This is a genomic window from Actinophytocola sp. (assembly GCF_036555685.1).
Lineage (GTDB): Bacteria > Actinomycetota > Actinomycetes > Mycobacteriales > Pseudonocardiaceae > Actinophytocola.
On sequence record NZ_DATBKY010000036.1, the window covers coordinates 1 to 2,689 of the forward strand.

Consider the following 2,689-nt stretch of genomic DNA (forward strand, 5'->3'; position numbering starts at 1 on the left):
GAATCCGCTCGGGGATACCATGTCGGACCTCCGCTCTACGGGGGGTTTCAGCCGCTTAAGCCCCGTTGCCGGGAGAGATCAACTCGCCTTTGTCGGCGGCACGCGAAAACTGAACAGGGCGCGGCAACTGAATCTTGAGCACTTGCGCCGAAACCCTGGCCGGATCGGAGTGGTCCGAGCCGGGGAGGAAGTAGGTGCTGAACGTGGAGGACTGGGCTGAGATCCGTCGGTTGCGGCGGGCGGAGAAGATGTCGATCACGCAGATCGCCCGGGTGCTGAAGGTCTCGCGCAACACGGTGTATACCGCGCTGAGGTCGGACGGGCCGCCGAAGTACGAGCGCGGGTCCAGCGGTTCGATCGTGGATGCGTTCGAGCCGCGGATACGTGAGTTGTTGCGGGCCTATCCGACGATGCCGGCGACGGTGATCGCGGAGCGGGTGGGCTGGACCCACTCGGTCCGGGTGCTCAGCGCGCGGGTGGCGCAGCTGCGGCCGGCGTATCTGCCGCCGGACCCGGCGGGCCGCACCAGTTACGAGCCGGGCGAGATCGCGCAGTGCGATCTGTGGTTCCCGCCGATCCGATTGCCGGTCGGGTTCGGGCAGGTGCGCAAGCCGACCCAGCTGCCGGTGCTCACGATGGTGACCGGCTACTCCCGCTGGCTGTCCGCGGTGCTCATCCCGACCCGTTCGGCGGCGGATCTGTTCGCCGGCTGGTGGCAGCTGATCGCGGCGTTGGGTGCGGTGCCGCGGGTGCTGGTCTGGGACGGCGAGTCCGCGATCGGCCGCTGGCGTGCCGGACGGGTCGAACTCACGGCCGAGTGCCAAGCCTTCCGCGGCACCCTCGCGAGCAAGGTGCTAGTGCTGCGGCCGCGCGAGCCGGAACACAAGGGCATCATCGAGCGGGCGCACGACTACCTGGAGCGCTCGTTCCTACCCGGTCGATCGTTCAGCTCGCCGGCCGACTTCAACGCCCAGCTGCAGCAGTGGCTGCACCTGGTGAACGCGCGGACCCGGCGCGTGTTGGGCTGCGCGCCGACTGACCGGATCACCGCCGACCGGGCTGCGATGCTGAGCCTGCCGCCGGTCGATCCGGTGACCGGGTGGCGGCACTCGCTGCGGCTGCCGCGTGACCACTACATCCGGCTGGACTCCAACGACTACTCGGTGCACCCGAGCGTGATCGGCCGCCGCATCGAGCTGCTCGCCGACCTGGAGCGGGTGCGGGCGTTCTGCGACGGCAAGCTCGTGGCCGACCACGAACGAATCTGGGCCTGGCACCAGAGCATCTCCGACCCCGGACACATCGCGGCCGCGAAGCTGCTGCGCAAAGCACGCATCGGGATGCTGCGCCCGGTCAACGCCGAGCCGGACGTGCAGATCCGCTGTCTCGAGGACTACGACACCGCGCTCGGCCTTGCCGATGCTGACGGCGGGGTGGCGTGATGGCCACCCGCGCGACGGCCAAACCGACGGTCCGCGACGTCACGGCGGAGGTGGCGTTCTTGACCCGGGCGCTCAAGGCGCCGACGCTGCGCGAGTCGATCCCGCGCCTGGCCGAGCGGGCCCGCGCCGAGTCCTGGTCACATGAGGAGTTCCTCGTCGCCTGCCTGCAACGCGAGGTCTCCGCCCGGGAGTCACATGGCGGCGAGGGCCGCATCCGGACGGCCCGGTTCCCCTCGCGCAAAAGCATCGAGGAGTTCGACTTCGACCACGCCCGCTCGCTCAAACGCGACATCATCGCCCACCTCGGCACCCTGGACTTCGTCACCGCCCGCGAGAACGTGGTCTTCCTCGGCCCGCCGGGCACCGGCAAGACCCACCTCGCCATCGGGCTGGCCATCCGCGCCTGCCAAGCCGGCCACCGCGTCCTGTTCGCCACCGCATCCGAGTGGGTCGCCCGGCTTGCCGAGGCCCACCATGCCGGCCGACTCCAAGCCGAACTGGTCCGGCTCGGCCGCTACCCGCTGCTCGTCGTCGACGAGGTCGGCTACATCCCCTTCGAACCCGAAGCCGCCAACCTGTTCTTCCAGCTCGTCTCCAGCCGCTACGAACGAGCCAGCCTGATCGTCACCTCGAACAAGCCGTTCGGCCGCTGGGGCGAAGTCTTCGGCGACGACGTCGTCGCCGCAGCCATGATCGACCGCCTGGTGCACCACGCCGAAGTCGTCGCCCTCAAAGGCGACAGCTACAGACTCAAAGACCGCGACCTCGGCCGCGTCCCAACCGCCGCGACCGACGAACGATGACACCCGCAAGTGCTCAATTTTCACGTGCCGAAAGTGTTCAAATTTCAGCTGCCGTTGACAGTAATGCCGATCTGGATATCAGGCTGGCCTCGAGGTCCTATCTACCGCTGCTGCAAAGCGGCGCCTTCGAACCAGCGCATAACTATCGTGTATGAGCTGATGCTAGCCGCTGCGCACCGCGCATAGTCGGCGATAGGGTGGGTGATCATCTGGTCTGCTACGTCGGCACGATCCGGATAGGTAATGCCGGGCGCCGTATGACTTCCCATCTTGTGAACGCCCGCAGACGGGCACGTCCGGTGGACACGTCTGTCGCGGAGTTTGCGTCGATCACCGTCATCGCGGCGATCGCGATCAAGCATTGACTGAAGACCTTTGCGCTGAGGCCGACCCGACCGCAGTTCGGCGATAGCGGATACGTGTGCCTGCTGGCCGGTCTGACCC

General features: G+C 67.7%; 2 protein-coding genes. Both read left to right on the forward strand.

What is annotated here, in order from left to right; translation table 11 throughout:
* Positions 1-194: 194 nt before the first annotated feature.
* Positions 195-1,442, forward strand: a complete 1,248-nt coding sequence (gene istA / locus VH969_RS03685) for an IS21 family transposase (protein ID WP_331970331.1) — start codon at positions 195-197, stop codon at positions 1,440-1,442.
* Entirely contained in the window at positions 1,442-2,245 is an 804-nt protein-coding gene (istB, locus tag VH969_RS03690) for an IS21-like element helper ATPase IstB (RefSeq protein WP_331970334.1), read from the forward strand. Before istA ends, istB begins: the two co-directional genes overlap by 1 nt.
* Positions 2,246-2,689 lie beyond the last annotated feature (444 nt).